The 22,148-nt window shown below is 62.6% G+C and carries 18 protein-coding genes and 1 other RNA gene; 18 read left to right on the top strand and 1 reads right to left on the bottom strand.

Features of this window, described 5'->3' with window-relative positions:
* The first annotated feature begins 74 nt into the window (after window positions 1–74).
* From rnpB to lpxC, 17 genes are all read left to right on the top strand, one after another.
* An RNA gene (gene rnpB, locus DGA31_RS02120) (RNase P RNA component class A) lies at window positions 75–432 on the top strand.
* A gap of 307 nt (window positions 433–739) precedes the next feature.
* Window positions 740–1,195, top strand: coding sequence for a division/cell wall cluster transcriptional repressor MraZ (gene mraZ, locus DGA31_RS02115; protein WP_056834215.1), 456 nt, complete (start codon window positions 740–742; stop codon window positions 1,193–1,195).
* Window positions 1,196–1,197: 2 nt separating this feature from the next.
* The gene (gene rsmH / locus DGA31_RS02110) at window positions 1,198–2,139 is read left to right on the top strand and encodes a 16S rRNA (cytosine(1402)-N(4))-methyltransferase RsmH (RefSeq protein WP_109511382.1); all 942 of its coding nucleotides are present in this window, start codon (window positions 1,198–1,200) and stop codon (window positions 2,137–2,139) included.
* On the top strand, window positions 2,136–2,429 hold the full coding sequence (ftsL, locus tag DGA31_RS02105; protein ID WP_056834219.1) for a cell division protein FtsL: 294 nt from the start codon (window positions 2,136–2,138) through the stop codon (window positions 2,427–2,429). Before rsmH ends, ftsL begins: the two co-directional genes overlap by 4 nt.
* A complete protein-coding gene (locus tag DGA31_RS02100) occupies window positions 2,429–4,153 on the top strand; it encodes a peptidoglycan D,D-transpeptidase FtsI family protein (RefSeq protein ID WP_193551488.1) in 1,725 nt (574 codons plus the stop codon). The genes ftsL and DGA31_RS02100 overlap by 1 nt, the downstream gene beginning before the upstream one ends.
* Entirely contained in the window at window positions 4,153–5,616 is a 1,464-nt protein-coding gene (locus tag DGA31_RS02095) for a UDP-N-acetylmuramoyl-L-alanyl-D-glutamate--2,6-diaminopimelate ligase (RefSeq protein WP_109511380.1), read from the top strand. Before DGA31_RS02100 ends, DGA31_RS02095 begins: the two co-directional genes overlap by 1 nt.
* Window positions 5,609–6,979 (top strand): UDP-N-acetylmuramoyl-tripeptide--D-alanyl-D-alanine ligase, encoded by a 1,371-nt coding sequence (locus DGA31_RS02090; protein WP_109511379.1) that lies wholly within the window; start codon window positions 5,609–5,611, stop codon window positions 6,977–6,979. The genes DGA31_RS02095 and DGA31_RS02090 overlap by 8 nt, the downstream gene beginning before the upstream one ends.
* Window positions 6,979–8,064, top strand: a complete 1,086-nt coding sequence (gene mraY, locus DGA31_RS02085; RefSeq protein ID WP_109511378.1) for a phospho-N-acetylmuramoyl-pentapeptide-transferase — start codon at window positions 6,979–6,981, stop codon at window positions 8,062–8,064. The genes DGA31_RS02090 and mraY overlap by 1 nt, the downstream gene beginning before the upstream one ends.
* Before the next feature lie 6 nt (window positions 8,065–8,070).
* A complete protein-coding gene (murD, locus tag DGA31_RS02080; protein WP_109511377.1) occupies window positions 8,071–9,417 on the top strand; it encodes a UDP-N-acetylmuramoyl-L-alanine--D-glutamate ligase in 1,347 nt (448 codons plus the stop codon).
* Window positions 9,414–10,628: a putative lipid II flippase FtsW gene (gene ftsW / locus DGA31_RS02075; protein WP_056834231.1), complete on the top strand. Its 1,215-nt coding sequence runs from the start codon at window positions 9,414–9,416 to the stop codon at window positions 10,626–10,628. Before murD ends, ftsW begins: the two co-directional genes overlap by 4 nt.
* Window positions 10,618–11,688, top strand: a complete 1,071-nt coding sequence (gene murG, locus DGA31_RS02070) for an undecaprenyldiphospho-muramoylpentapeptide beta-N-acetylglucosaminyltransferase (RefSeq protein WP_109511376.1) — start codon at window positions 10,618–10,620, stop codon at window positions 11,686–11,688. Before ftsW ends, murG begins: the two co-directional genes overlap by 11 nt.
* Before the next feature lie 13 nt (window positions 11,689–11,701).
* Complete coding sequence (gene murC, locus DGA31_RS02065; RefSeq protein WP_177339441.1) at window positions 11,702–13,141, top strand: UDP-N-acetylmuramate--L-alanine ligase; 1,440 nt, start codon at window positions 11,702–11,704, stop codon at window positions 13,139–13,141.
* Window positions 13,138–14,097, top strand: a complete 960-nt coding sequence (locus DGA31_RS02060) for a D-alanine--D-alanine ligase (protein ID WP_109511375.1) — start codon at window positions 13,138–13,140, stop codon at window positions 14,095–14,097. Before murC ends, DGA31_RS02060 begins: the two co-directional genes overlap by 4 nt.
* A gap of 3 nt (window positions 14,098–14,100) precedes the next feature.
* Complete coding sequence (locus DGA31_RS02055; protein WP_056834239.1) at window positions 14,101–14,967, top strand: cell division protein FtsQ/DivIB; 867 nt, start codon at window positions 14,101–14,103, stop codon at window positions 14,965–14,967.
* A 14-nt stretch (window positions 14,968–14,981) separates the two neighbouring features.
* Entirely contained in the window at window positions 14,982–16,241 is a 1,260-nt protein-coding gene (ftsA, locus tag DGA31_RS02050; protein ID WP_056834241.1) for a cell division protein FtsA, read from the top strand.
* Between the two features lie 59 nt (window positions 16,242–16,300).
* Window positions 16,301–17,491, top strand: coding sequence for a cell division protein FtsZ (gene ftsZ / locus DGA31_RS02045; RefSeq protein WP_056834242.1), 1,191 nt, complete (start codon window positions 16,301–16,303; stop codon window positions 17,489–17,491).
* 112 nt (window positions 17,492–17,603) lie between these two features.
* Complete coding sequence (lpxC, locus tag DGA31_RS02040; RefSeq protein WP_056834244.1) at window positions 17,604–18,515, top strand: UDP-3-O-acyl-N-acetylglucosamine deacetylase; 912 nt, start codon at window positions 17,604–17,606, stop codon at window positions 18,513–18,515.
* A 129-nt stretch (window positions 18,516–18,644) separates the two neighbouring features.
* Here lpxC and DGA31_RS02035 read toward each other — a convergent pair whose 3' ends face one another.
* Window positions 18,645–19,100, bottom strand: coding sequence for a DciA family protein (locus DGA31_RS02035; RefSeq protein ID WP_056835302.1), 456 nt, complete (start codon window positions 19,098–19,100; stop codon window positions 18,645–18,647).
* 308 nt (window positions 19,101–19,408) lie between these two features.
* On the opposite strand from DGA31_RS02035, the gene secA reads away from it, so the two are divergent.
* A complete protein-coding gene (gene secA / locus DGA31_RS02030) occupies window positions 19,409–22,144 on the top strand; it encodes a preprotein translocase subunit SecA (RefSeq protein WP_109511374.1) in 2,736 nt (911 codons plus the stop codon).
* The last annotated feature ends 4 nt before the right edge of the window (window positions 22,145–22,148 follow it).

Raw genomic sequence — 22,148 nt, 5'->3', positions numbered from 1 at the left:
TTGTGACTGCCACGCGCCGGTCCAGGCTTTTAAAGCTTGTTCTTGCCGGCGTGTGCCGCTAACCTTGGCGGCGGAGAGTCGATTGGACAGTCGCTGCCTCTTGTTGTTCCGCAACAAGGGGGGGAGGAAAGTCCGGGCTCCATAGGGCGGAGTGCCAGGTAACGCCTGGGAGGCGTGAGCCTACGGAAAGTGCCACAGAAAATAACCGCCTAAGCACTTCGGTGCCGGTAAGGGTGAAAAGGTGCGGTAAGAGCGCACCGCACGTCTGGCAACAGTTCGTGGCAAGGTAAACCCCACTCGGAGCAAGACCAAATAGGGTTCCTAGGCGTGGCCCGCGCTGGAACCGGGTAGGTTGCTAAAGACGTCCAGTGATGGCCGTCGTAGAGGAATGACTGTCCTCGACAGAACCCGGCTTACAGATCGACTCTCCACCTCCTTCCATCTGCTTTTTTGGCAGGCGTGACCGGTTCGCAAATATCAGAAAAATTTTCGAACTTCACAAAACACTTTAACTTCTACTCTCAATTTCCTGATTTCTCGCTGATTAGTCTGCGAGCGGATCGCCTGATACATATCTCCTCATCCAATACCACTCCTAAATCTCCGTTATGTAAGGGTTTTCCTTAGGGGTTCGCCTTGACGGTGTGGTGGGCGCGTTCCTATAGTGTGCGCAAGTGGCAGAAAGTGGCACGAAGTGGGTTTTTCCAGTGCGAGAAGGTAGAATTCGGAGACTTCGCCTGTGTTTCGTGGTGCCAACGCAATCAACCTCGACGCCAAGGGACGTCTCGCCATGCCGAGTCGTTACCGTGACGAGCTCGATTCGCGCAGTGGTGGCCAATTGATCGTGACCATTGATGCTATCGATCCCTGCTTGTGTATTTACCCGCTGTCCGAGTGGGAACTGATTGAGGCGAAGCTGCGTGAGCTCGCCACCTTCCGAGAAGAAAATCGTCGTCTTCAGCGGCTATTGATCGGCAATGCAGTCGATCTGGAGCTTGATGGCAGCGGGCGATTGCTTGTACCGCCACGTTTACGCGTACATGCCAAGTTGGATAAGCGCGTGATGTTAGTTGGCCAGCTAAACAAGTTTCAAGTGTGGGACGAGGACGCCTGGAACGCTCTTGCTGAGGCGGACCTGGCGGCTATTCAACAACCTGGCGCGATGCCTGATGATTTACGTGACCTGATCCTGTGACTATGAATGGCGGTTTTACCCACACCACCGTACTGCTGGAAGAAGCAGTAGAGGCCCTGGCCGTACGTGCCGATGGCTGCTATCTCGATGGCACGTTTGGTCGTGGCGGTCACAGTCGTCTCGTGCTTGGGCATCTGGGTCCGCACGGAAGGCTGCTGGGCTTCGACAAGGACCCGCAAGCGATTGCCACAGGGCAAGCGCTGGCGGCCGAAGACGGCCGCTTTGTCATTGTGCAGCGCAGTTTTGCCGAACTGGGCGCCGAGGTGCGTGCGCGTGACCTGCATGGCAAGGTCAGTGGCGTACTGCTGGACCTGGGCGTTTCCTCGCCACAGCTGGATGACCCCGAGCGCGGTTTCAGCTTCATGAACGACGGCCCTCTGGACATGCGCATGAATCCGGGGCTGGGCATCAGTGCCGCCCAGTTTGTCGCCACTGCACCCTCTGAAGAGCTGGCCCGCGTGTTCAAGGAATATGGCGAAGAGCGGTTTGCCCGGCGCATGGCCAATGCCGTGGTCGAGCGTCGCCAGGTCACGCCCTTTACCCGCACCGCCGACCTGGCCGAAGTACTCAAGGTCGCCAACCCGGCCTGGGAAAAGGGCAAGCACCCCGCCACGCGTGCCTTCCAGGGGCTGCGCATTCACGTCAACAATGAACTGGGTGATCTGGAGGCCGGCCTTGAGGCGGCCCTCGATGCGCTGGAAATCGGCGGTCGGCTGGTGGTGATCAGCTTCCATTCGCTGGAAGACCGCATCGTCAAGCTGTTCATGCGCAAGCTGGTCAAGGGTGAAGCCGACAACCTGCCGCGCAACCTGCCGATCAAGTCCGTGCCCTTCGAGCCGAAAGTCCGCCTGATCGGCAAGGCACAGTTCGCGTCTGAAACCGAAACCCGTGCCAATCCACGCTCGCGCAGCGCCGTCATGCGTGTCGCGGAGAAGTTGCGTTGAGCCGCCTGTTCTTCAAACCGTTGCCAGGCGGCAGCTTTTTCATGCTGCTGCTGTTCATTGCCGTATTGGTATCGGCCATTGGCGTGTCCTACAGCGCCCACTGGAACCGCCAGTTGCTCAACTCGCTGTACGCCGAGATGAGCGTACGTGACAAGGCGCAGGCCGAATGGGGACGCCTGATCCTGGAGCAAAGCACTTGGACCGCCCATAGCCGCATCGAGAACCTGGCCACCGAGCAACTGAAGATGCGCATCCCCAGTGCCGCTGAAGTACGGATGGTCGCCCCATGATGAAACTTGAAGGGGCGCTGTATCCCTGGCGTTTCCGCGTGGTGGTCGGGTTGCTGGTGTTGTTGGTGCTCGCCATCTGCTGGCGCATTGTCGACCTGCAGGTCATCGACCACACCTTCCTGCAGGAGCAGGGCGATGCCCGCAGCCTGCGGCATATTCCGATTCCGGCCCACCGTGGCCTGATCACCGACCGCAATGGCGAGCCGCTGGCCGTCAGTACGCCGGTGACCACCTTGTGGGCCAACCCCAAGGAAATGCTCCAGGACCGTAGCAAGTGGCCGATGCTGGCCCAGGCCCTGGGGCAGGACCCCAAGGCACTCACCGAGCGTCTCGAGTCCCAGGCCACCAAGGAATTCATCTATCTGGTGCGCGGCCTGACGCCCGAGCACGGCCAGGCGGTGCTTGATCTCAAGGTGCCCGGTGTATACGGCATCGAAGAGTTCCGGCGCTTCTATCCGGCCGGGGATGTCACCGCGCACATGGTCGGCTTCACCGATCTGGACGACCATGGTCGCGAAGGCGTCGAGCTGGCCTACGACGACTGGCTGGCCGGCGTGCCCGGCAAGCGACAGGTCATCAAGGACCGGCGCGGGCGACTGATCAAGGACGTGCAGGTCACCAAGAACGCCAAGGCCGGCAAGACCTTGGCGTTGTCTATCGACCTGCGCCTGCAATACCTGGCGACCCGCGAGCTGCGCAACGCGATCATCGAGAACGAAGCCAAGGCCGGCAGCCTGGTGATCATGGACGTCAAGACCGGGGAAATCCTGGCCATGGTCAACAGCCCGACCTACAACCCCAACAACCGTCGCACCATGGTGCCGGCCGCCATGCGCAACCGGGCGATCATCGACGTGTTCGAGCCCGGCTCGACCATGAAACCGATCTCCATGAGCGCAGCGTTGGAAAGCGGCCGCTGGAAGCCGACCGACAAGGTCGAAGTGTATCCCGGCACCCTGCAGATCGGTCGCTACACCATTCGTGACGTGAGCAAGAGCGAAGGGCCGGTACTGGACCTGACCGGTATCCTGATCAACTCCAGTAACGTGGGGATGAGCAAGGTGGCCTTCGATGTCGGCGGTGAAAACCTGTTCCGCACCATGCAGCGCATGGGCTTCGGTCAGTACACTGGCCTGGGCTTCCCGGGCGAGCGGGTCGGCAACCTGCCCAACTACCGTGAATGGCGCAAGGCTGAAACCGCCACGCTGTCCTACGGCTATGGCGTCTCGGTGACGGCCCTGCAACTGGTGCATGCCTACGGCGCCCTGGCCAACGACGGTCGCATCGTGCCACTGAGCATCCTCAAGAGCAGCGCCGAGCCGACCTCGGTGCAGGCGATTCCGCAAGCCACGGCCAAGACCCTGCACACCATGTTGCAGGCAGTGATCGAAGACACCCGCGGCGTCTACCGCGCCCGCGTGCCGTCCTATCACGTCGGTGGCAAGAGCGGTACGGCCCGCAAGACCTCCATTGGCACCAAAGGCTATGCCGAAAACTCTTACCGCTCGCTGTTCGCCGGTTTCGGGCCGATGAGCAACCCGCGTTACGCCGTGGTCGTGGTCATCGATGAGCCCAGCAAGGGTGGCTACTACGGTGGCCTGGTCTCGGCGCCGGTGTTCAGCAAAGTGATGTCCGGCACGTTGCGCCTGATGAATATCCCGCCTGACAACCTGGCGCCGGAGCAGGTCAATACGGCGCCGGTCGCCAAAGGAGGGCGTGGCTGATGGCTTTCAATCTGAGCAAGATCTTCCCGAGCACCGATCGCGATCCGTTCATTCGCGAACTGACCCTGGACAGCCGCAAGGTGCGTCCGGGTGATCTGTTTCTGGCCGTGCCGGGCCTGAAGGTCGACGGTCGCGAGCATATTGCCGATGCCCTGCATCGTGGTGCTGCCGCCGTGGCCTACGAATCCGAAGGCACCAGCGTGCTGCCACTGACCGACGTGCCGCTGATCCCGGTGCGCGGCCTGGCCGGGCAACTCTCGGCCATTGCCGGGCGCTTTTACGGCGAGCCGAGCCGCAGCCTGAACCTGGTTGGCGTTACCGGCACCAATGGCAAGACCAGCGTCACCCAACTGGTGGCCCAGGCGCTGGACCTGTTGGGCCAGCGCTGTGGCATCGTCGGTACGCTGGGCACCGGTTTCTATGGCGCACTCGAAAGCGGCCGGCATACCACGCCTGACCCGATTGCCGTACAAGCCACCCTGGCCGATCTCATGCAGGCGCACGCGCGCGCCGTGGCCATGGAAGTGTCGTCCCACGGGCTGGAGCAAGGCCGGGTCAAGGCCCTGGAATTCGACGTGGCGGTGTTCACCAACCTGTCGCGCGACCATCTTGATTACCACGGCACCATGGAGGCCTATGGTGCGGCCAAGGCCCGGCTGTTTGCCTGGCCGGACCTGCAATGCCGGGTGATCAACCTGGACGACGCCTTCGGTCGCGAGCTGGCCGACGCGCCACACCGCGGGCGTCTGATCACCTATAGCCTGCTGGACAGCAGCGCTTCGCTGTATTGCCGCGAAGCGCAGTTCGACGATCACGGCGTGCGTGCGACCCTGGTGACTTCCCACGGCGAGCATTTCCTGCGCAGCAGCCTGCTGGGCCGCTTCAACCTGAGCAACGTGCTGGCTGCAATCGGTGCCTTGCTGGGCCTGAACTACGCCCTGGACGAAATTCTCAAGGTCCTGCCGAAGCTCGAAGGCCCCGTCGGTCGCATGCAGCGCCTGGGCGGGGGCAGCCAGCCGCTGGTGGTGGTCGATTACGCCCACACCCCCGATGCCCTGGAAAAGGTCCTCGAAGCGCTGCGCCCGCATGCGCGTGGCCGTCTGTTGTGCCTGTTCGGCTGTGGCGGTGACCGTGATCGCGGCAAGCGCCCGCTGATGGCCGAAGTGGCCGAACGCCTGGCCGATGAGGTCCTGGTTACCGACGACAACCCGCGCAGCGAAGCGCCAGCGCAGATCTTCGACGACATCCGCAGTGGCTTTGGCGCTGCCGATCAGGTGCATTTCATCGAAGGCCGTGGCCGGGCCATCGCGCAGTTCATCGCCGCCGCCCAGGCGGACGATGTGGTGCTGCTGGCCGGCAAGGGGCATGAGGACTACCAGGAGATCGATGGTCAGCGCCAGCCGTTCTCCGACCTTGAAGAGGCCACCAGGGCCCTGGCTGCATGGGAGGCCACACATGCTTGAGCCCTTGAGCTTCAGTCAACTGCTCACGCCGCTGGATGCCCGCCGCGTCGGTGACGACTGCCATTTTTCCGGGGTCAGCATCGACAGCCGCAGCCTTGTGCCGGGTCAGTTGTTCGTGGCCCTTACCGGGCCGAATTTCGACGGTCACGATTACCTGCAACAGGTGGCGGCCAAGGGCGCAGTGGGTGCACTGGTCGAGCGCGAAGTCCCGGGCGTGGCCCTGCCGCAACTGGTGGTGCTCGACACCCGCAAGGCCCTGGCGCAACTGGGGGCGCTCAATCGCAATGCTTTCATTGACCGGCCCGTGGCGGCCGTTACCGGCTCCAGCGGCAAGACCACGGTCAAGGAAATGCTCGCCAGCATCCTGCGCACGCGCGGTCCGGTGCTCGCTACCCGTGGCAACCTGAACAACGATTTGGGCGTACCGTTGACCCTGCTGGAACTGGCCGCCGAACACTGCGCAGCGGTCATCGAGCTGGGCGCTTCGCGGGTCGGTGAGATTGCCTACACCGTCAGCCTGGCCAAGCCGCATGTGGCCATCCTGACCAACGCCGGTACCGCCCACGTGGGTGAGTTCGGCGGTCCCGAGCGCATTGTCGAGGCCAAGGGCGAAATCATCGAAGGCCTCGATGCCCTGGGCGTAGCCGTGCTCAACCTGGACGACAAGGCCTTCCCGATCTGGCACAAGCGCGCCGGCGAGCGTCAGGTGCTGAGCTTTGCCCTGAACAACCCGCAAGCCGACTTCCACGCCAGCCACCTGCAGCGCGATGCCCGCGGTTGCCCGGGTTTCACGTTGCACAGCCCGCAGGGTGCAGTTGGCGTGCAATTGAACCTGCTGGGTACGCATAACGTGGCCAACGCCCTGGCAGCGGCCGCTGCCGCGAGTGCCCTGGGCGTCGGCCTGGATGGCATCGTGGCCGGTCTGGCGGCCATGCAGCCGGTCAAGGGCCGCGCCGTGTCGCAGATCGCCGCCAACGGCCAGCGAGTCATCGACGACACCTACAACGCCAACCCGTCCTCGATCAACGCGGCAGTCGATCTGCTTGGCGGCTTCGAGGGGCGCAAGGTGCTGGTACTGGGTGACATCGGCGAGCTGGGCGACTGGGCCGAGCAAGGCCACCGCGAGGTTGGTGCCTACGCCGCCGGCAAGGTTGATGCCCTGTATGCCACCGGCTCCCTGATGCAGCACGCGGTCAATGCCTTCGGCGCGCAGGCGCGCCACTTCGCCAGCCAGGCCGAGCTGATTGCTGCGCTGGCGGACGAACACGATTCAAACACCACTTTACTGATCAAGGGATCGCGCAGTGCCGCCATGGAAAACGTCGTGGCGGCCTTGTGCAGTTCCAGCCTGGAGAAACATTGATGCTGTTGCTGTTGGCTGAATTTCTACAACAGTTCTACAAAGGCTTTGCCGTCTTCCAATACCTGACCTTGCGCGGGATTCTGGGCGTGCTCACCGCCCTGAGCCTGTCGCTGTGCCTGGGCCCCTGGATGATCCGCACCCTGCAGACCCGCCAGATCGGCCAGTCAGTGCGCAATGACGGCCCGCAGTCGCACCTGTCCAAGTCCGGTACGCCGACCATGGGCGGTGCCTTGATCCTGTCGTCGATTGCCGTCAGCACCTTGCTGTGGGCCGACCTCACCAACCGTTATGTCTGGGTCGTGCTGCTGGTCACCCTTTTGTTCGGCGCCATCGGCTGGGTCGACGACTACCGCAAGGTGATCGAAAAGAATTCGCGCGGGCTGCCGAGCCGCTGGAAGTACTTCTGGCAATCGGTGTTCGGCCTGTGTGCGGCCATATTCCTTTACGTCACGGCGCAATCGCCGGTCGAAACCACGCTGATCGTGCCGATGTTCAAGGACATGCACTGGCAGCTGGGCGCGGTCTTCTTTGTGGTGCTGACCTACCTGGTCATCGTCGGCTCCAGCAATGCGGTCAACCTGACCGACGGCCTGGACGGCCTGGCCATCATGCCGACGGTCATGGTCGGCGGCGCGCTGGGCATCTTCTGCTACCTGTCGGGCAACGTGAAGTTTGCCGAATACCTGCTGATTCCCTACGTGCCGGGTGCCGGTGAACTGATCGTATTCTGCAGCGCCCTGATCGGCGCGGGCCTTGGGTTTCTGTGGTTCAACACCTATCCGGCCCAGGTCTTCATGGGCGATGTCGGCGCACTGGCGCTGGGGGCTGCGCTGGGCACCATCGCGGTGATCGTGCGCCAGGAAATCGTGCTGTTCATCATGGGCGGTGTGTTCGTGATGGAAACCCTGTCAGTGGTCATTCAGGTGACGTCCTTCAAGCTGACCGGTCGCCGTGTGTTTCGCATGGCGCCCATCCACCACCACTTTGAACTCAAAGGCTGGCCAGAGCCACGGGTGATCGTCCGCTTCTGGATCATCACGGTGATCCTGGTGCTGTTCGGCCTTGCCACGCTGAAACTGAGGTAGACACGAGTGTCTTTGATCGTTACCGACCAGTTCCGCATCGTTGTCGGCCTCGGCAAGAGCGGCATGTCCCTGGTTCGCTTTCTGGCGAAGCAGGGCGTGGCCTTTGCCGTGGCCGATACCCGGGACAATCCACCGGAGCTGGCGACCTTGCGCCGCGATTATCCGCAGGTGGACGTGCGTTGTGGCGAGCTGGACGTCGAGTTCCTGTGCCGTGCCAGCGAGCTGTATGTCAGCCCCGGCCTGGCCCTGGCCACCGAAGCCTTGCAACAGGCCCAGGCCCGTGGCGTGAAGCTGTCCGGCGACATCGAGCTGTTCGCGCGTCATGCCCGGGCGCCGATCGTGGCCATTACCGGTTCCAACGCCAAGAGCACCGTGACCACACTGGTCGGTGAAATGGCGGTCGCGGCCGGCAAGCGCGTGGCCGTGGGTGGCAACCTGGGCACACCGGCACTGGACCTGCTTGACGACACGGTCGAGCTGTACGTGCTCGAACTGTCCAGCTTCCAGCTGGAAAGCACCGATCAACTGAATGCCGAAGTGGCCACCGTGCTGAACATCAGCGAAGACCACATGGACCGCTACAGCGGTCTGCCGGCCTATCACCTGGCCAAGCACCGGATCTTCCGTGGCGCCCGCCAGGTGGTGGTCAATCGCCAGGATGCCCTGTCGCGGCCGCTGGTTCGCGAAGATGTACCGTACTGGACCTTTGGCCTGAACACGCCGGATCTGCGCGGTTTCGGTCTGCGTGAAGAGCACGGCGAAAAACACCTCGCGTTCCAGTTCGATCTGTTGCTGCCGGTCAGTGAACTCAAGGTCCGTGGCGCACACAATCAGGCCAATGCCTTGGCGGCGCTGGCGCTGGGGCATGCGGCCGGCCTGCCCATGGATGCCATGCTGGCCAGCCTGCGCACCTTCAGCGGCCTTGAACACCGTTGCCAGTGGCTGCGCGAACGCGCCGGGGTGCAGTACTACAACGACTCCAAGGCCACCAATGTCGGTGCCGCCCTGGCGGCCATCGAAGGCCTGGGAACTGACATGCACGGCAAGCTGGTGCTGGTCGCCGGCGGCGATGGCAAGGGCGCCGATTTCAGCGGCCTGCGTGCCGCTGTGGCGGCGCATTGCCGGGCCGTGGTCCTGCTGGGCCGCGATGCCGGGCTGATTGCCCAGGCACTGGGGGATGCCGTACCGCTGGTGCACGTCGCCACCCTTGAAGAAGCGGTGTTGCGCAGTGCGGCGCTGGCGCAAGCGGGCGATGCCGTACTGCTGTCGCCGGCCTGCGCCAGCCTGGACATGTTCAAGAACTATGAAGAGCGCGGGCGCCTGTTCGCCCGGGCCGTGGAGGAGCTGACATGATTTTCGGCATCCTCAAGCCTTATCCGTCGCCGCTGATCAGCGGCCGGGGCATTGACGTCGACTTTCCGATGCTGGCGGGCTGTCTGGCCTTGCTGGGGCTGGGCCTGGTGATGATCACCTCGTCCTCCTCGGAAGTGGCTGCCGCCCAGTCGGGCAATACGCTGTACATGATGACCCGTCACCTGGTCTACCTGATCATCGGCCTGGGGGCGTGTGGCGCCACCATGATGGTGCCGGTCGCGACCTGGCAGCGCATGGGCTGGCTGATGCTGGCTGGCGCGTTCGGCCTGCTGCTGCTGGTACTGGTGCCTGGCATCGGGCGCGAGGTCAACGGCTCGATGCGCTGGATCGGTTTCGGTGCGTTCAACGTCCAGCCTTCGGAGATCGCCAAGGTCTTCGTGGTGCTGTTCCTGGCCGGTTACCTGGTGCGTCGCCAGCAGGAAGTGCGCGAAAGCTGGATGGGCTTTTTCAAGCCCTTCATCGTCTTGCTGCCCATGGCCGGCCTGCTGCTGATGGAACCGGACTTCGGCGCCACCGTGGTGATGATGGGCGCGGCGGCCGCAATGCTGTTTCTGGGCGGGGTCGGGCTGTTCCGCTATTCGCTGATGGTGGTGCTGGCGGTGCTGGCAGTGTTCGTCCTGGTGCAGGCACAGCCCTACCGCATGGCGCGCCTGACCAACTTCACCGACCCGTGGGCCGACCAGTTCGGTTCCGGCTACCAGTTGACCCAGGCGCTGATTGCCTTCGGGCGTGGCGAGTGGCTGGGCGTGGGCCTGGGCAACAGCGTGCAGAAGCAGTTCTACCTGCCTGAAGCGCACACCGACTTTGTCTTCTCGGTGCTGGCCGAGGAGCTGGGCGTGGTGGGCTCGCTGCTCACCGTGGGCCTGTTCCTGTTCGTCAGTATCCGTGGCATGTACATCGGCTACTGGGCCGAGCGCGCCAAGCAGTTCTTCGGCGCCTACACCGCCTATGGCCTGTCGTTTCTGTGGATCGGCCAGTTCCTGATCAACATTGGCGTGAACGTCGGCCTGCTGCCGACCAAGGGCCTGACCCTGCCGTTTCTCAGCTATGGCGGCAGCTCGCTGGTGATCTGCTGCGCCAGCCTCGGGCTGTTGCTGCGCATCGAGTGGGAGTCGCGCAACAACATGGGCAGCGAAGAGGCGGAATTCAACGAAAGCGATTTTGCCGAGGAGTCACCCAATGGACGCTAACGTGCTGATCATGGCCGGTGGCACCGGCGGGCACGTGTTCCCGGCGCTGGCGTGTGCGCGCGAGTTGCAGGCGCGCGGCTACAAGGTGCACTGGCTGGGAACGCCCCGCGGCATCGAGAACGAACTGGTGCCCCAGGCCGGCCTGACCCTGCATCGCATCGATGCCAGCGGTTTGCGTGGCAAGGGCAAGCTGTCGTTGCTCAAGGCGCCCCTGATGCTGCTCAAGGCGTTGTGGCAGGCACGCAAGGTGATGCGCCAGCTCAAGCCGGCCTTCGTCGTCGGTTTCGGTGGCTATGTCACAGGTCCCGGCGGCCTGGCGGCGAAGCTGGCCGGCGTGCCGCTGGTGATCCACGAGCAGAACGCCGTGGCCGGCACGGCCAACCGCAGCCTGGCCTCGTTCGCCAGCCGCATCTGCGAGGCGTTTCCCGACACCTTTGCCGCCTCTGACAAGCGCCGTACCACCGGCAACCCGGTGCGTACCGAGCTGTTCTTCGAAACCCCGCGCCAGCCACTGGCCGGGCGTAAGGCGCGCCTGCTGGTCTTGGGCGGCAGCCTGGGCGCCGAGCCCTTGAACAAGCTGTTGCCCGAGGCCCTGGCCCTGATTGCCGAGGACATCCGCCCCGAGGTGTTTCACCAGACCGGCAAGCAGCACGACCAGGTCACCGCCGAGCGCTACCGCGCCACAGGCGTCGAGGCACAGGTCGCGCCGTTCATCCAGGACATGGCCCAGGCCTATGCCTGGGCCGATCTGGTGGTGTGCCGCGCCGGTGCCCTGACGGTCAGCGAACTGGCGGCCGCCGGCCTGCCGTCGCTGCTGATCCCGCTGCCGCATGCGATCGACGATCACCAGTCGCGCAATGCCGATTATCTGGCTCGCGAAGGCGCCGCCTTCGTGATGCCGCAAGCGACCACTGGCGCCACCGACATGGCCAGCCGCCTGAAAGAGGTTTTGATGCAACCCGAACAATTGAACACCATGGCCCGCACCGCTCGCCGCCTGGCCAGGCCTGATGCCACCCGCACCGTTGTCGATGTCTGTGTGGAGGTGGCCCGTGGTTGAGAATCAGCGCGCCATGCCGCAGCCTGAAATGCGCCGTATCCGTCGTATCCACTTCGTCGGTATCGGCGGTGTCGGCATGTGTGGTATCGCCGAAGTGTTGCTGAACCTGGGCTATGAAGTGTCCGGCTCGGACCTGAAGAACTCGGCGGTCACCGACCGGCTGACGGCCTTCGGTGCCCAGATATTCATCGGTCACCAGGCCGAGAACATGGCCGGTGCCGATGTGCTGGTCGTGTCCAGCGCGATCAATACTTCCAACCCGGAAATCGCCACGGCGCTGGAGCGCCGCATTCCCATCGTTCCGCGTGCCGAGATGCTGGCCGAACTGATGCGCTATCGCCACGGCATTGCCGTGGCCGGTACCCACGGCAAGACCACCACCACCAGCCTGCTGGCCTCGGTGTTCGCCGCCGGTGGCCTGGACCCGACCTTCGTGATCGGTGGCCGGTTGAACGCCGCCGGCACCAATGCGCAACTGGGCACCAGCCGTTACCTGATCGCCGAAGCCGATGAAAGCGACGCCAGCTTCCTGCACCTGCAGCCGCTGGTGGCCGTGGTCACCAATATCGACGCCGATCACATGGCGACCTACGAAGGCGACTTCAACAAGCTGAAGAAGACCTTCGTCGAATTCCTGCATAACCTGCCGTTCTACGGCCTGGCCGTGGTGTGCATCGATGACCCCGTGGTGCGCGAGATCCTGCCGCAGGTCAAGCGCCCGGCGGTCACCTATGGTTTCGACGAGTCTGCTGACGTGCGGGCCATCAATGTCCGCCAGGAGGGCATGCGCACCTTCTTTACCGTCCTGCGTCGCGACCGCGAGCCGCTGGATGTCTCGGTGAACATGCCGGGCAGACACAACGTGCTCAACTCGCTGGCGACCATCGCCATTGCCACCGATGAAGGCATCAGCGACGAGGCCATCGTGCAGGGGCTGTCGGGCTTCCAGGGCGTCGGCAGGCGCTTCCAGGTGTACGGCGAGCTGCCGGTCGAGGGCGGCCATGTGATGCTGGTCGACGATTACGGTCACCACCCGCGCGAAGTGGCGGCGGTCATCAACGCCGTGCGTGGCGGCTGGCCGGAGCGTCGTCTGGTGATGGTCTATCAGCCACACCGTTTCAGCCGTACCCGCGACCTGTATGACGATTTTGTCCAGGTACTGGCCGAGTCCAATGTGCTGTTGCTGATGGAAGTCTACCCGGCCGGCGAAGAGCCGATTCCGGGCGCTGACAGCCGCAACCTGTGCCACAGCATCCGCCAGCGCGGCCAGTTGGACCCGATTTATATCGAGCGCGGCGCCGAGCTGGCGCCGCTGGTCAAGCCGCTGCTGCGTGCCGGTGACATCCTGCTGTGCCAGGGGGCCGGCGACATCGGCGGTCTGGCACCGCAACTGCTGCGCAGCCCGCTGTTTGCCGGTGCTGTGGCCGCGCCCACCGAAGGCAAGCTGAAATGACTGACCTGAACGCCGCCTCGTTGCACTCGACCCTGGCGCCGAAAGACTTCGGCCGGGTCGCTGTGCTGTTCGGTGGCAAAAGCGCCGAGCGTGAGGTTTCGCTGAAGTCCGGCGCGGCTGTGCTGGAGGCCCTGCTGAGCGCCGGCGTGGATGCGTTCGGGATCGATGTGGGCGATGACCTGCTGCAACGGCTGGGCCGTGAGAGGATCGATCGCGCCTTTATCGTGTTGCACGGTCGTGGCGGCGAAGACGGCACCATGCAGGGCTTTCTGGAGTGCCTGGGCATCCCTTATACCGGTAGTGGCGTATTGGCTTCGGCGCTGGCGATGGACAAGCTGCGCACCAAGCAGATCTGGTCTAGCCTCAGCTTGCCGACGCCCTTGCACGCCGTGCTGCGCAGCGAAAATGACTGTATTTGTGCAGCGACGGAACTGGGCTTGCCTTTGATCGTCAAACCGGCCCATGAGGGTTCAAGTATCGGGATGGCGAAGGTGGGTGATGTACAACAACTGATCGCCGCCTGGAAAACCGCCAGCACCTATGATTCGCAGGTGCTGGTCGAGCAATGGATCGAAGGTCCCGAGTTCACCGTGGCGTGTCTGCGTGGTCAGGTTCTGCCACCGATCGGCCTGGGTACACCGCATGCTTTCTACGATTACCAGGCCAAATACCTGGCTGACGATACCCAGTACCGGATTCCGTCAGGGCTCGATGCCGAGCAACAGCAGGCGCTCGAAACGTTGACTGCAAGCGCTTGTGAGGCGCTCGGGGTGACAGGCTGGTCCCGTACCGATGTCATGCAGGACGCTCAGGGCCGGTTCTGGTTGCTGGAGGTCAATACCGTCCCCGGCATGACCGACCACAGCCTGGTGCCCATGGCTGCGCGTGCGGCAGGGCTGGATTTTCAGCAACTGGTGTTGGCGATTCTGGCCGACAGCGTTCAGGCGAGGGGTTAAGGCATGAACGGCGCTTCGGCACGTCAGCAACCACCGGTTCCCGGCCGCAAGCCGGTACCGCGTGGTGCAAGCCGGATGGTGGCCAAGGAACCGCTGTCGGCACGTGTGCCCAGGCCCGGTACGGGGTTCCTGAAGTACCTGCTGTGGCCGGTGCTGCTGGTGGGGTTGGGGTACGGCACCTATGAGGGCGCGCAACGCCTGCTGCCTTACGTGGACCGCCCCATCAGCCGCATCAACGTGCAGGGCGACCTGAGCTACATCAGCCAGCAGGCGGTGCAGCAGCGTATCGCGCCTTATGCGGCTGCGCGCTTCTTCACCATCGACCTGGCCGGCATGCGCACCGAGCTTGAACAGATGCCATGGATTGCCCATGCCGAAGTGCGCAGGGTCTGGCCGGATCAGGTGGTGATCCGCCTCGAGGAGCAATTGCCGGTGGCACGCTGGGGCGATGAAGCACTGCTCAATAACCTGGGCCAGGCCTTTACGCCACGCGAACTGTCCAATTACGAACACCTTCCCCAGTTGTTCGGCCCGCAGCGGGCCCAGCAGCAGGTGATGCAGCAGTACCAGGTGTTGAGTCAGATGTTGCGTCCGATGGGGTTTTCCATCGTACGCCTTGAGTTGCGTGAGCGGGGCAGCTGGTTTTTGACCACGGGCGCAGGCGCCGCAGGCCCTGGCATCGAGTTGTTGCTGGGTCGCGATCATCTGGTCGAGAAGATGCGCCGCTTCATTTCGATCTACGACAAGACACTCAAAGAACAAATAACGAATATTGCACGCGTTGATCTGCGTTATTCCAACGGCCTTGCGGTCGGATGGCGTGAGCAGGCAGCGCCGACGGCGGTGAAGCCCGCTGTCGCGAAGAATTGACTAGAGGCAGAACCATGGCAAATGTGCAAAGCGGCAAAATGATCGTCGGGCTGGATATCGGTACCTCCAAGGTGGTGGCGCTGGTAGGCGAAGTCGCGGCCGATGGTTCGCTGGAAATCGTCGGAATTGGCAGCCACCCTTCGCGAGGCCTGAAAAAAGGCGTCGTGGTCAACATCGAATCCACTGTGCAGTCGATTCAGCGCGCTATCGAAGAAGCACAACTCATGGCGGGCTGCCGTATCCACTCGGCCTTTGTCGGCGTGGCAGGCAGCCACATCCGCAGCCTCAACTCGCATGGCATCGTCGCCATCCGCGACCGCGAAGTCAGCTCGGCCGACCTTGAGCGTGTGCTCGATGCGGCCCAGGCCGTCGCCATTCCTGCCGACCAGCGTGTCCTGCACACCCTGGCGCAGGATTATGTGATCGACAACCAGGAAGGCGTGCGCGAGCCACTGGGCATGTCGGGTGTGCGCCTGGAAGCCAAGGTGCATGTGGTCACCTGTGCGGTGAACGCTGCGCAGAACATCGAGAAGTGCGTACGCCGCTGCGGCCTGGAAGTCGACGACATCATTCTTGAGCAACTGGCATCGGCCTACGCGGTGCTGACCGACGACGAGAAAGAGCTGGGCGTGTGCCTGGTGGACATCGGTGGCGGCACCACCGATATCGCGATCTTCACTGAAGGCGCGATCCGCCACACGGCCGTGATCCCGATTGCCGGCGACCAGGTCACCAACGACATTGCCATGGCGTTGCGTACCCCGACCCAGTATGCCGAGGAAATCAAGATTCGCTACGCCTGTGCTCTGGCCAAGCTGGCCGGTGCCGGCGAAACCATCAAGGTACCGAGCGTGGGCGATCGCCCGCCTCGCGAGCTGTCGCGTCAGGCCCTGGCCGAAGTGGTCGAACCTCGTTACGACGAGCTGTTCACCCTGATCCAGGCCGAGCTGCGCCGCAGCGGTTATGAAGATCTGATCCCGGCGGGCATCGTGCTGACCGGCGGGACCTCGAAAATGGAAGGTGCGGTCGAACTGGCCGAGGAAATCTTCCACATGCCGGTACGCCTGGGCGTGCCGCATAGTGTCAAGGGATTGAGTGACGTCATCCGCAATCCGATTTATTCCACGGGCGTAGGCCTGTTGCAGTACGGTTTGCAGAAACAGTCCGACGGCATTTCGCTGTCCGGCCTGGGCGTGAGCAGCAGCAACTATGGCGATGAACCAAAGGCTCCCGTGCTAGAGCGCTTCAAGCGTTGGGTTCAGGGTAATTTCTAAGTTCAACGCTTCAAAGTGGTAGCGGGCAGCAACAACTAGAGAGCTGAAGGAGAGGGAAAATGTTCGAACTCGTAGACAACGTCCCGCAGAGCCCGGTAATCAAGGTTATCGGTGTAGGTGGTGGTGGTGGCAACGCCGTCAATCACATGGTCAAGAGCAGCATCGAAGGCGTCGAATTCATCTGCGCCAACACCGATGCTCAAGCACTGAAAAACATCGGTGCGCGTACCATTCTGCAACTGGGTGCCGGCGTGACCAAAGGTCTCGGTGCCGGTGCCAACCCTGAAGTGGGCCGTCAGGCCGCACTGGAAGACCGCGAGCGTATCGCGGAAGTCCTGCAGGGCACCAACATGGTCTTCATCACCACGGGCATGGGCGGCGGTACCGGTACCGGTGCGGCGCCAATCATTGCCGAAGTGGCCAAGGAGATGGGCATCCTCACCGTTGCGGTGGTGACGCGTCCATTCCCGTTCGAAGGCCGCAAGCGCATGCAGATCGCCGACGAAGGCATTCGCATGCTGGCTGAAAGCGTCGACTCGTTGATCACCATTCCCAACGAGAAGCTGCTGACCATCCTGGGCAAGGACGCCAGCCTGCTGTCAGCGTTCGCCAAGGCTGACGATGTACTGGCCGGTGCCGTTCGCGGTATCTCCGACATCATCAAGCGTCCCGGCATGATCAACGTCGACTTTGCCGACGTACGTACCGTGATGAGCGAAATGGGCATGGCCATGATGGGTACCGGCTGCGCCAGCGGTCCGAACCGTGCGCGTGAAGCGACCGAAGCGGCCATTCGCAACCCGCTGCTCGAAGACGTCAACCTGCAAGGTGCGCGCGGCATCCTGGTCAACATCACAGCAGGTCCTGACCTGTCGCTGGGTGAGTACTCGGACGTGGGCAGCATCATCGAGGCTTTCGCCTCCGACAGCGCCATGGTCAAGGTCGGTACCGTCATCGATCCGGACATGCGCGACGAACTGCACGTTACCGTCGTGGCCACAGGCCTGGGCGCGCGCATCGAGAAGCCGGTCAAGATCATCGACAACACCCTGCAAAGTGCAGCGCCGCAAGCGCCCGTGCACCAGCAGGCCGTCCGCGAGCCGGCTGCCGTCAACTACCGTGATCTGGACCGTCCGACCGTAATGCGCAATCAGGCGCATGCCGGTGCGACAGCAGCGACTAAGCTGAACCCTAACGATGATCTGGACTATCTCGATATCCCGGCCTTCCTGCGTCGTCAGGCCGATTGATTATGTCTATCAGGGGGATTCGGGTAATTGGTGTTCAGCAAAGGCTGGGTCTGCTATTATCCCCAGCCTTTGTTGATACCCGTTCGCAACTAGCGCTGAAGCGGCCCATGCCATGATCAAACAACGTACCCTGAAAAATATCATCCGTGCCACAGGCGTCGGTCTGCATTCCGGGGAAAAGGTTTACCTGACCCTGAAGCCCGCACCTGTGAACACCGGTATCGTGTTTTGCCGAACCGACCTGGACCCTGTCGTGCAGATCCCTGCGCGTGCGGAAAATGTCGGCGAGACCACTTTGTCGACCACCCTTGTCCAGGGTGATGTCAAGGTCGATACGGTCGAGCACCTGCTGTCGGCCATGGCGGGCCTGGGCATCGACAACGCCTACGTCGAACTGTCCGCCTCCGAAGTGCCGATCATGGACGGCAGTGCCGGACCTTTCGTGTTCCTGATCCAATCGGCCGGCCTGCAAGAGCAGGACGCTCCGAAGCAGTTCATTCGTATCCTGCGTGAAGTCTCGGTCGAGGAGGGCGGCAAACGCGCCACTTTCGTGCCTTTCGAAGGCTTCAAGGTCAGCTTCGAGATCGACTTCGATCACCCGGTATTCCGTGATCGGACTCAAAGCGCCAGCGTGGACTTTTCCAGCACTTCCTTCGTCAAGGAAGTCAGCCGCGCCCGCACCTTCGGCTTCATGAGTGACATAGAGTACCTGCGCAAGCACAACCTGGCGCTCGGCGGCAGTGTCGAAAACGCCATCGTGGTCGACAAGGAAGGCGTATTGAACGAAGACGGCCTGCGTTACGAGGACGAATTCGTCAAGCACAAGATCCTGGACGCCATCGGCGACCTGTACCTGCTGGGCAACAGCCTGATCGGCGAATTCCGTGGCTTCAAGTCTGGCCATGCGCTGAACAACCTTCTGCTGCGCACACTGATCGAACAGAAAGATGCCTGGGAAGTCGTGACTTTCGAGGATGCCAGTACCGCCCCTATTTCCTATATGCGGCCTGTCGCGGCGGCATAAAGGTAAAAAGCTTTACTCTCTTTCCTTTCTTTTGAGGCCGCCTTCGGGCGGTCTTTTTTTGTTGCTTTTTTCTGGTCGCGAAGCTGAAACGGCCTCGGGGCAATCGTTATTGATGCCTAACGCCGTCGGTCAGTGGCTGGCCTTGCCGTGGCTGGCCAGGCGTTCCAGGGCGGCCCGCAGCTTGGGGTCGCTGATGCCTTCGGCGGTGGCCTGGATGTTCTGCGCCGCGTTCATCGAAAGGTCGATGGTATGGGTCGCAGCCCCTTGTTGCACATGCGGTGGCTGCACCTTGAACAGAATGCGCGTCAGGTTGGCGAACTCGTCGAGCAGCACCAGTTGGCGCTGCAGGCGCCGTTGTTGATAACGCAGGCGTGTGGCCCAGTGGCCGTCGGTGACCACCAGCAACAGACAGCCTTCGCGCCAGGAGGCCACATGGCAATGCGCCCGTGCGGCCGGTTGCAGCTGGCTCTCGATCAGGCGCTGCAAATGGCTCAGGCGCTCGGCCTGGCGGATCAATGCCCGCAGTGGCTTGGCATCGCGCAGCAATACGGCGGGTTGTCGGGCATTGATAGGGCGAAAAGCCATTGTCTGCAGGACCAAGGGTTACAAGGCGGCAATCTTAACAGAAAGTGTCATGGTTCCCGCATGGCCGGGGATCGCTTCAGTGGGTTGCCCGGTCCAGGCAAGTTTCACCTTTTGGCAGGGTTGAAGTGGGCCAGAAAGCCCCCATTGAACCTGTGCCCCGTTACAGCGCTGTTGCCAGCATCGTGGAATAACGCCACTTTCCTCACCACCGTTTCCGGGTAGAATGCTCGTTCGCATGCGACCATGAGGGTCGCACGGGCGACTCACGGGGCCGCCCTCCATTCCTATGTGTGGAAGATCCTGTCGATATGTTTGCGCCTTTGTTAAAAAAACTTTTTGGAAGCAAGAACGAGCGTGAAGTCAAGCGCATGCTCAAGACGGTACAGATCGTCAATGCCTTCGAAGAGCAAATGGTGGCCCTTTCGGATGAGCAACTGCGCGCCAAGACCGAAGAGTTCAAGGCCCGCATAGCCAAAGGCGAAACCCTCGATCAACTGCTCCCTGAAGCCTTCGCCGTGGCCCGTGAGGCCGGCAAGCGCGTCATGGGCATGCGTCACTTCGACGTCCAGCTGATTGGCGGCATGACCCTGCACGAAGGGCAGATCGCCGAGATGCGTACTGGTGAGGGCAAGACCCTGGTCGGTACCCTGGGTGTCTACCTCAATGCCCTGTCCGGCAAGGGCGTGCACGTGGTCACGGTCAACGACTACCTGGCCCGTCGTGATGCCAACTGGATGCGGCCGCTGTATGAGTTCCTCGGCCTGACCGTCGGCATCGTCACCCCGTTCCAGCCGCCCGAAGAAAAGCGCGCCGCCTATGCGGCCGACATTACCTACGGCACCAACAACGAGTTCGGTTTCGACTACCTGCGCGACAACATGGCCTTCAGCATGGAGGACAAGTTCCAGCGCGAACTCAACTTCGCGGTGATCGACGAAGTCGACTCGATTCTCATCGACGAAGCCCGTACCCCGCTGATCATCTCCGGCCAGGCCGAAGACAGCTCGCGCCTGTACACCGAGATCAACCGCCTGATTCCGACGCTCAAGCAGCATGTCGAGGAAGTCGAAGGCCAGGTCACGCAGGAAGGCCACTACACCATTGACGAGAAGACCCGCCAGGTCGAACTCAATGAGGCCGGTCACCAGTTCATCGAAGAGATGCTCACCACCGCCGGCCTGCTGGCCGAAGGCGAGAGCCTGTACTCGGCGCACAACCTGGGCCTGCTGACCCATGTGTATGCCGGCCTGCGTGCGCACAAGCTGTTCAACCGCAACGTCGAGTACATCGTCCAGGATGGCCAGGTGCTGCTGGTCGACGAGCACACCGGCCGTACCATGCCGGGTCGTCGCCTGTCCGAGGGCCTGCACCAGGCCATCGAGGCCAAGGAAAACCTCAATATCCAGGCCGAAAGCCAGACCCTGGCCTCGACCACGTTCCAGAACTACTTCCGCCTGTACAACAAGCTGTCGGGCATGACCGGCACCGCCGACACCGAAGCGTTCGAGTTCCACCAGATCTACAACCTGTCGGTCATGGTCATTCCGCCGAACAAGCCGTTGGCGCGCAAGGACTTCAACGACCTGGTGTACCTGACCGCCGAAGAGAAGTACGCGGCCATCGTCGCCGACATCAAGGCGTGCCTGGCTGAAAACCGCCCGGTGCTGGTGGGTACCGCGACCATCGAGACCTCCGAGCACATGTCGGCGCTGCTGCGCAAGGAAGGCATCGACCACAAGGTGCTCAACGCCAAGTTCCACGAGAAGGAAGCCGAGATCATTGCCCAGGCCGGCCGCCCCGGCGCGCTGACCATCGCCACCAACATGGCCGGTCGCGGTACCGACATCCTGCTGGGTGGCAACTGGGAAGTCGAAGTCGCCAACCTGGAAGACCCGACGCCCGAGCAGATCGCGCAGATCAAGGCCGACTGGCAGAAGCGTCACCAGCAAGTGATCGAGGCCGGTGGCCTGCATGTGATCGCTTCCGAGCGCCACGAATCGCGGCGTATCGACAACCAGTTGCGTGGCCGTGCCGGTCGCCAGGGGGACACCGGCTCCAGCCGTTTCTACCTGTCGCTCGAAGACAGCCTGATGCGCATCTTCGCCTCCGACCGGGTGAAGAACTTCATGAAGGCGCTGGGCATGCAGTCCGGCGAAGCGATCGAACACCGGATGGTCACCAACGCCATCGAAAAGGCCCAGCGCAAGGTCGAAGGCCGCAACTTCGATATCCGCAAGCAATTGCTGGAATTCGACGACGTGTCCAACGAGCAGCGCAAGGTGATCTACCACATGCGCAACAGCCTGCTGGCGGCCACCAATATCGGCGACACCATTGCCGACTTCCGCCAGGAAGTGCTGAACAACCTGATCAGCCAGCACATCCCGCCGCAATCGCTGCCCGAGCAGTGGGACGTGGCGGGCCTTGAAGCCTCGCTGAACTCGGACTTCGCCGTGAAGCTGCCGATCCAGCAGTGGCTCGACGAAGACGATCACCTGCACGAAGAGACGCTGCGCGCCAAGCTGCTCGAGGAGCTGCTCAGCGCCTACAACGAGAAGGAAGAGCAGGCCAGTGCCGATGCCCTGCGCACCTTCGAGAAGCAGATCCTCTTGCGTGTGATCGACGACCTGTGGAAAGACCACCTGTCGACCATGGACCACCTGCGCCACGGTATCCACCTGCGCGGCTATGCGCAGAAGAACCCGAAGCAGGAGTACAAGCGCGAGTCGTTCACCCTGTTCCAGGAGCTGCTCGACTCGATCAAGCGCGACACCATTCGTGTGCTGTCTCATGTCCAGGTGCGTCGCGAAGACCCCGAGGAAGAAGAGGCGCGCCTGCGCCGCGAGGCCGAAGAGCTGGCCGAGCGCATGCAGTTCCAGCATGCCGATGCGCCGGGCATCGAGCAGGTAGCGACCGAAGACAGCGAAGAACTCGCCGTTGCCGCCGCCGATCCGGTGCGCAACGACCAGAAGCGCGGCCGTAACGAGCTGTGCTGGTGCGGTTCGGGCAAGAAGTTCAAGCACTGCCACGGTCAGATCGGCTAAGCCG

The sequence above is a fragment of the Pseudomonas ovata genome (assembly GCF_003131185.1).
Lineage (GTDB): Bacteria > Pseudomonadota > Gammaproteobacteria > Pseudomonadales > Pseudomonadaceae > Aquipseudomonas > Aquipseudomonas ovata.
Note: the sequence above shows the minus strand (reverse complement) of the source record. Positions and strands in the feature narration are given on the sequence as shown.